This is a genomic window from Streptomyces humi, assembly GCF_001005085.2.
Classification (GTDB): Bacteria; Actinomycetota; Actinomycetes; order Streptomycetales; family Streptomycetaceae; genus Streptomyces; species Streptomyces humi.
In genome coordinates, this window is record NZ_LBMU02000113.1 from 1 (window position 1) to 7,271 (window position 7,271).

Here is a 7,271-nt window from a genome sequence, read left to right on the forward strand (position 1 = left end):
GGCTGGTCGCGCAGTTCCCCGCGCCCCTGACGGGGCGCTGACACGGCCGTTCCCGAGGAGTCGCCGTCGGTCTGGCGGGGAGCTGACGCGGCCATCTCCGAGGAGTTGCCGTAGGACTGGCGGGGCGTCGGCGTGGCCGTTCCCGAGGAGTCGCCGTCGGTCTGACGGGGAGCTGACGCGGCCATCTCCGAGGAGTCGGCGTGGGGCTGGCGGGGCGTCGGCGCGGTTGTTCCCGAGGAGTTGCCGTCGGTCTGGCGGGGCGTCGGCGGGGTCGGCTCCGAGGAGTTGCCGTCGGTCTGGTGGGGCGTCGGCGGGGTCGGCTCCGAGATGTCGCCGTGGGTGTGGCGGGGGGTCGGCGTCGTCGGTTCCGGGGAGTCGTCGTGGGGACGGTGGGGTGCTGGTGCGACGTCTGTCGGGGGCTCCTCGCGGGGGGCTGTCGTGATGGTCGTGCGGAGCTCTCGTTGGGGGAGGCCTGAGCCGCCGTCGCGGCGGGTGAAGGCGTCCCAGCCGGGGGAGGGGGCGTTCGGGGCCGTGGCCCGGTCGGGGGCCGGGGTGTCCCGGTTGGCGGACCAGCTCAGGACCCCTCCGCAGGCGTCGCAGAAGGACTGGCCCGGTTCGGCGACCGTGCCGCACTCCGTGCAGTTCTGGGTGGTCGTCATCGCTGCGGGGTCCTTTCGGCGGACGGAGAAGACGCGGTCACCTGGACCGTGTAGGGCATGTGGGCGGGGCGGGCGGCGGCCACGAGGTGCTCCAGGCGGACCTCGTCGGCGGGGGTGGGCGCGGGCAGCGTGAGGTGGACGTGCAGACGCGGGCGCGGGGTGCCCGGGAACGCGCCGAGCGGGCGGGCGCTCCAGGTCGCACCGCCGCTCTCGGTGATCTCCGGTGCCACGCCGAACGCCAGCCGGACCGCCTCGGACAGGCCGCGCCGGGTGCCCCGGATGCGGTGCAGGTAGGCGGCCGCGGCCACCGCCGCGCGGAGCAGCGGGCCCGGTTCCGTGCCGTCCGTCTCCGCGCCGACCCAGGTGCCGAGCCACTCCGCGAAGTCCAGCGGGGCCAGCGCCGGGTCGAAGTAACTGGGCAGGCAGTCCAGGACGTTGGGGATCGGTGCGATCACGTCGTCCAGGCCGGCGACGAACCGCAGGGCCAGGTCGTCGTCGGCGAAGACCGCGGGGAGCATCGGGCCGATGGGGGTGGAGGAGCCCAGGCCGTCGATGGAGCCTCTCAACGGGAGCCTCCGATGGCGTCGTTGACGGTCATTCGCCGATCACCCGGACCCGGTGGTCGTAGGAGAAGACCAGGGACGGGGCGTCCAGGTCGATGCGGTCCGTGGGGTCGCCGCGCTTGCCGGTGAGCGGGTCGGCGGGGTGCAGGACGACCTCGTCGACGAGTTCGACACCGGGGACGCGTTGCAGCACGGCGAAGACCTCGCCGGACTGCACCGGGCGCCCGAACGGCCAGCCCTTGCCGTCGGCACCGCCGGTCAGCGGGTCGAGGTGGCGGTAGAGGGCGTCGTGGGCCTGGCGGCGGACCCGCTCGACGTCCACCCCGCGGAAGGCGTGCACGGTGGCGACCACGGTGACGCCCTGGTAGAAGGGCGGCCCGACGGCCAGCCGGGTACCGATCAGCCGGCGTTCGTCCAGGTGACGGGTGATGCGGTCCAACAGGGCGTCACCGGGCACGAGTTGCTCGAAGCGGAGCCGACCGCCGGGGTCCGCGACCGCCTGCGGCACCACCAGCACCCGTACCGCGTACGCCCCGTGCTCGCCCTCCTCGCCCTCCAGGCAGGTGATCCGGGCCGTCTCCGGGGCGGCGCGGCGGGCCAGTTCCTCGTAGTCCCGCAGGGTCACCGCCCGTTCCTGGGCGCGCAGCGTGATCGGGGCACGCACCTTCGCCTCGGCGACCGTCTCGCCGTCCACTCCCCCGCGTGCCGCCTCCCGGTTGACGACCTCGGAGACGTACGGGATGGAGGAGCGCAGGATCTGTACGGCCCCGCGGGCCACGTTGCCGTCCCGGCCGCCGCCCGTGCGGTAGCGGCGGGCCCTGATGACCGCGCCCTTCGCGGCCACCGCGCCGTACTGGCGCAGCGAGCCGTCCGGTTCGCGCACCGCCGGGCCGAAGGCGATCTCGCCGGTGGTCGCGTCGAGCGTGATGTGCCGGTCGTACGGCCCGGAGGCCGCGAAGTGCGGGACCACCTGCCAGTCCAGCCAGCCGTCCTCGCCGTCGTGCTCGGCGGTCTGGAGGAGCAGCGGCGGGGTGTCGCCCACGACGGGGGCGTGCGCCAGGCGCAGCCGCTGGCCGGGCAGGCCGGTGGACTCCCCGAGCGCCTCGTCCTCGACGGTCTCCGCGTGCACCGCGCCGGTGGTGCCGCCGACCGTGCAGGCCTCGGCGAACCGGACCGTCGGGGAGGTGGTGTAGAAGGGCTGGTCGGGGTGGGGTTCGGTGACCCGGCAGCGCAGCCAGCCCGCCTCCCGGCCGCCGTTGCGGGACAGCACGTGGCCGCCGGGGACGTGCAGCACGACCTCGCCGGGCCGGTTGAGTCCGCCGGTGCCGTCCTGGTCGACCTCGCACTCCCGCCAGCCGTCCTCCGTCCACGCCTCCCACACCAGCGGCGGCTGCCGCGGGTCCACGCCGACACCGTCGACACGGCTGTCCAGGTCGAGCGCGACCGCGCAGTGCGGGACCGCCGCGGACAGGCCGAGCAGCATGCAGTCCCCGGGGTTCGGGGCCTCGGTGAAGCACAACAGGTCCTTGCCCTCGCTGAGTTCGTGGGTGAGGTCGACGACGGCCGAGCCGCGCTGCTGCCTCATCAGGTGGCGCAACTCGCTCGGCACGACGCTCAGATGGCGTTCGGTCGCGAAGACCACCGCCTCCTGGGTCTCGGTACGGCGGGTCGCCACCTCCGTGCCGACCGGCACCGCGACCGCTTCCTCCTGGGCCGCCGACAGCCAGAACGTCACCTCCGTGCGCGCCGCCGACGGCGGGAACAGCGTGATGCCGACCAGGTCCAGGAAGGCCAGGTGGTTCTTCTCCGGGACCCGGTTGAGCCGGTACACGATCTGGTCGGCCATGTGCGCGACCGTCTCCACCAGCGTGATGCCGGGGTCGGAGACGTTGTGGTCGGTCCACTCCGGGGCGCGCTGCTGGATGTAACGCTTGGCGTCGTCGACGAACTGCTGGAAACGCCGGTCGTCGAGGTTCGGGGAGGGCAGGGCCATCGGGGATCAGCGGTCGCTTTCCGAGGAGTCCGAGGAGGCGGGCGGCAGGTCCGGCTCGTCGTGGGAGGGGATGACGTAGAAGGGGAACACCAGGCTGCGCGGGTTGTTGGTGCCGCGGATCGAGTAACGGACGTCGATCATCAGCACGCTCGGGTCGGCGCCGGTGGTGACCTCGACGTCCTCGACCTCGATCCGCGGCTCCCAGCGGTCCAGGCTGGCGTACACCTCGTGCTGGATCCGGCCGGCGGTCTGCTCGTTGACCGGCGCGAAGACCAGGTCGTGGATGGCGCAGCCGAACTCCGGGCGCATCGGGCGTTCGCCGGGGGCCGTGGACAGCACGAGACGGATGGCCTCCTCGACCTCCTTCTCGCCGCTGACCAGGGCGATACCGCCGGTGGGGCCGATCCGGAGCGGGAAGGACCACCCCGAGCCCACGAACTGCTCTGCCATCAGCTCCGCACCCGACCCTCCGGGAAGACCTCGCACCCGCTCATGCCGGGATCACCATCACGGTCAGGCCGCCCATCATCAGGTTGCCGAGCACCGGCACCTGGGGGGCCTGGATCGCCACGGTGGCCAGGGAGCTGATCGCCACGGCGGCGTTGCCGCGCAGCGACAGGGCCGCGTTCGCCATCAGGTTCACGGCGGTGGCGTTCACGGTGACCGCGCCCGCGGGGGACTTGATGTCGACGAGTTCCGCGCTCTGCAGCGACAGCGGTCCGCCGCTCCTGATGCTGAGCGCGCCGGCCGCCTTCAGGGACAGGTTGGCGCCGGCCTCGACCGACACCGACCTGCTGCCCTTGATGGAGACACTGCCCTTGCTGTCCACGGTGATCTCGGTCTTCTGCCGGTCCAGATGGACGGTCAGCTTGTCGTCGCCGCTGGCCAGCCGGACACCCTGTTTGCGGCCCCGCTGGTCGAGCAGGTCCATCCGGTTGCCGACGCGGTCGGAGATGGTGTGCCGGGTGGCGCGGCCGCGCAGGCCGTCGTGGAGCGGGACGTCCCTGACCTTGGTCGGCTTGTCCTTGCCGTTGTAGAGGCCGCCGATGACGTACGCGTGGTCGAGGGCGCCCCGGTCGAAGGCGACCAGCACCTCGTCGCCGACGTCCATCGGGAACACCCCGCCGCCGCGGACCCCGCCCATCTGCACGGTCCGCGTCCAGTCGCTGACGTAGGTGTCGTCGAGCCAGGGGAACTTGATCTTCACCCGGCCCTGCTGGAGGGGATCCTGCACATCGGTGACGAGCGCCGGGGCCACGCTGAGCTGCCGGTCGGAACCGGCGTCGCCGGCCCCGCCGCCCGAGGCCACCCCGTACAGGGACCGCCACTGCCGGCCGCTGACCGTCACCCAGGTCTCGTAGTGCTTGGCGTCGCCGAAGACGTGCCGCACGGACGTGACCGTGTACTTGCCGGCGAAGGGCGTACCGACGTCCTTCAGCGCCACCGGCACCCCGGGCCGCAGCTGCGGATTGCCCCGGACGATCACCTCGACCTCGGCGAACCCGCTCGTCACGTCGTCGGAGAGGGCGTCCGCCGCGAACTTCACCTCGGACTGCTTGTCGTAGGGGGTACGGGTCTCGACCAGCTTGGCGGTCGGGAACTTGGCGTAGGCGTCGCCCGGGGTGGCGCCGATGCTGTACGCCTTGTTGCCGTTGGCCTTCGAGGTCGCGGTGAGCGTCTTCTTCGTCGTCACGTCCCAGCCGCGGGACTCGACCGTGGCGACCTGGTCGGCGGCGGTCACCGCGGAACGCAGCCGCAGGATGTCGTGCCCGGCCTCCAGGACGAACGGGCTCTTGTCGCCGTCCGTGCTGGTCGAGGGCGCCCCGGAGGCGTCCTTCGGCTTCACGAACTGGAACTTGCCCTTCGCGTCGACGGACATCACCATCTCGTTCTCGTCGGCGAGCCGCGCGAGGAACTCCCAGTCGGTGACGTTGCTCTGGCTGATGAACTCGTAGACGGTCTTCGTCGCGTCGATCCGGCCGATCGGCACCCCGTCCTGCCCGGCCAGCTTGCGGGCGATGTCGGAGGCCGTCTGGTTGCGGTAGGCGACCACCCGGCGCTGGCGCATCAGCCGGAAGCCGTTGTCGTAACCGCGGATCACCGCGTAGCTGCCGGTGCCGTCGTACTCGGCCTCCATCGCGGTGACCTCGCCGGTCAGCAGCGGACCCGCGGTGTCCTGGCCGTCGGACATCGGGGTGAGCACCACCTCGCTGCCGAACTTGACGCCCAGGTCGCCGAAGAGCTTGCGGTCCTTGTCCCGGAAGGTCAGCTGGAAGGCGGCGGGCACCCCGACGCCCTGGTCGACGGTGGCGTCGACCAGGGCCGACCCCCACACCGGGTCGGACTTCAGGTCCTTCCCGTCGACCGTGACCTTGATGATGTTCGAATACGCGTACTTCACCATCAGCGCCGCACCTCCTCGGCGGCAGGCAGCACCAATTCGGTGCCGGTGGGCAGCCGGTTCGGGTCGTCGATCCCGTTGGCGTCGGCGATCGACCGCCAGGCCGACGCGTCGCCGTACTCCCGCCAGGCCAGCGCCTGGAGCGAGTCCCCGGCGACCACCCGGTGCACGCGCTGCGCGGTGAGCGCGCCGGAGGTCGGGTTCTGCCCGGGGGTCTTGGTCGGGATCTCCTGGAGCTGGAGCCGGCAGGTGGCCCGGATGGGCATCCCGCTAGTCCCGAACAGGGTGTAGGAGGCGTCGACCGAGGCGACGTAGGCCGTGAAGCGAGCCGTCGAGAACGAACCCCACTCGAAGACCACCCACGGCGGCGAGGGCCGCTTGTTCGCGATGCTCTGACCGGTGACCTCGCAGCAGGTCAGCAGCGACTCGACCTTCTTGAGCACCGTGTTGTCGCCCGGGTCGTCGGAGGAGTCGAGGAAGATCTCCACGCTCATCTGCCGCGGGTGCGCGCCGAGGAACTCCGGGATCGGGCCGTCGCGTTCGATCGGCGCGTAGGAGGACTTCCAGTCGGCCCGGCGGCCGATGCTGAGCTGCGCCGGGTTGAAGTCGAAGTGGAAGGACTTGATGAGAGCGCCCGGGGTGCGGCTGCCGCTCGGCGGGGGCTGGTGGATCTCCAGGGTGGCGCGCACGAGGCTCTTGCCGGCGCCCCGGCTGCTGCTGGCCATGTCTTTCTCTGCCCTCTCGGCTCTCTCGGCTCTCTCGGCTCTCTCGGCTCGTCCGTCTCGCTCAGTCCGTGAAGCCGTGGTGGGTGATCTCCAGGACCTCGGTCGCCACGGCGGGGCTCGCCGGGTCGAGGGAGGGGCCCTGCCAGCTCACGGGCAGGACGTCGAGAAGACCCCAGCGGGCGACCTCCGAGCCGTCCGCCCGCAGCGCGGTGATCTGGGCGGTGGGCCGCTTGATGCCGGTCTGCACGGAGGAGATCCACTTGGCGACCTTGGAGGTGTCCGGGGTGAGCGGACGGGTCAGCCGGATGTTGGAGAACGTGACGCGGGTGGGCAGTTGCCACACGAAGCCGTTGTTGCCGCCCTCCTGCCGGCGCTCGATCTCCACCTGGGACGACAGCCCCTCGCACCCGTTGAAGTAGCCGAGGCTCTCACCGTCGATGGAGAGGCTGAACCAGATCGTGGTTCCCGGGTCCTGGCGAGCCATCGGGGGCCTTTCTGTGGATGGGGTGGCGGCGGTGGGCGGGGGTGGGCACCGGCTCAGGGACGGAAGTCGCGGAGCTTGCCGACGCGTTCACGGTCCCGGCGGAGCTCCGTGCGGACCTGCCGGGTGATCCGGTCGATGATGCGGTGGACCAGCGCGTCGACCTGGTACTCGGTGAGGGCCCGGGGGTCGAAGCCGCCCTCCTCGATCGCGGTGTACGCCGGCGGGTCGTCGTCCTCACGGGCGGCCGACGCGGAGACGGAGTACGACGGCGGCGGGTCGTCCGGCGGCGGGGACGAGGGCGGCGGAGGCGGCGGAGGCGGCGTTTCGGACTTGGTGAGCGGGGCCTGCGGGCGGGTGGCGGCGGATCCGGTGACCGGGGCCTTCTTCACGGGGTGCGCGGAGTGCGCGGGGAGGACGGGCGGCCGGGACGCGGTGAGAGCGTCGCG

Annotated in this window: 7 protein-coding genes and 1 pseudogene; all 8 read right to left on the minus strand. The window is 72.2% G+C overall.

The features are described 5' to 3' along the window. On the minus strand, nt 1–659 hold a 659-nt coding region (locus AAW13_RS40115; protein ID WP_476756036.1), incomplete at its 3' end, for a zinc ribbon domain-containing protein. Next, nucleotides 656–1,225, minus strand: a complete 570-nt coding sequence (locus tag AAW13_RS40120) for a phage tail protein (protein ID WP_071659842.1) — start codon at nt 1,223–1,225, stop codon at nt 656–658. The genes AAW13_RS40120 and AAW13_RS40115, both read right to left, overlap by 4 nt. Nucleotides 1,226–1,253: 28 nt before the next feature. Continuing rightward, nucleotides 1,254–3,215 (minus strand): putative baseplate assembly protein, encoded by a 1,962-nt coding sequence (locus AAW13_RS40125; RefSeq protein WP_071659843.1) that lies wholly within the window; start codon nt 3,213–3,215, stop codon nt 1,254–1,256. A gap of 6 nt (nt 3,216–3,221) precedes the next feature. Beyond that, on the minus strand, nt 3,222–3,665 hold the full coding sequence (locus AAW13_RS40130; RefSeq protein WP_046734562.1) for a GPW/gp25 family protein: 444 nt from the start codon (nt 3,663–3,665) through the stop codon (nt 3,222–3,224). Nucleotides 3,666–3,705: 40 nt separating this feature from the next. Next, nucleotides 3,706–5,619: a VgrG-related protein gene (locus AAW13_RS40135; RefSeq protein ID WP_071659844.1), complete on the minus strand. Its 1,914-nt coding sequence runs from the start codon at nt 5,617–5,619 to the stop codon at nt 3,706–3,708. Next, entirely contained in the window at nt 5,619–6,341 is a 723-nt protein-coding gene (locus AAW13_RS40140; RefSeq protein WP_046734830.1) for a CIS tube protein, read from the minus strand. Before AAW13_RS40140 ends, AAW13_RS40135 begins: the two co-directional genes overlap by 1 nt. Nucleotides 6,342–6,402: 61 nt before the next feature. After that, nucleotides 6,403–6,825 carry a phage tail protein gene (locus AAW13_RS40145; protein WP_046734831.1) on the minus strand — a complete coding sequence of 141 codons (423 nt, stop codon included), beginning with the start codon at nt 6,823–6,825 and terminating at the stop codon, nt 6,403–6,405. A gap of 53 nt (nt 6,826–6,878) precedes the next feature. Beyond that, nucleotides 6,879–7,271: pseudogene (locus AAW13_RS40150) on the minus strand (hypothetical protein); the annotation flags it as partial.

Coding starts and splice junctions, on each gene's coding strand:
- AAW13_RS40130 (WP_046734562.1), bottom strand. CDS start 3,665: ATGGCAGAGCAGTTCGTGGGCTCGGGGTGGTCCTTCCCGCTCCGGATC.
- AAW13_RS40140 (WP_046734830.1), bottom strand. CDS start 6,341: ATGGCCAGCAGCAGCCGGGGCGCCGGCAAGAGCCTCGTGCGCGCCACC.
- AAW13_RS40135 (WP_071659844.1), bottom strand. CDS start 5,619: ATGGTGAAGTACGCGTATTCGAACATCATCAAGGTCACGGTCGACGGG.
- AAW13_RS40145 (WP_046734831.1), bottom strand. CDS start 6,825: ATGGCTCGCCAGGACCCGGGAACCACGATCTGGTTCAGCCTCTCCATC.
- AAW13_RS40125 (WP_071659843.1), bottom strand. CDS start 3,215: ATGGCCCTGCCCTCCCCGAACCTCGACGACCGGCGTTTCCAGCAGTTC.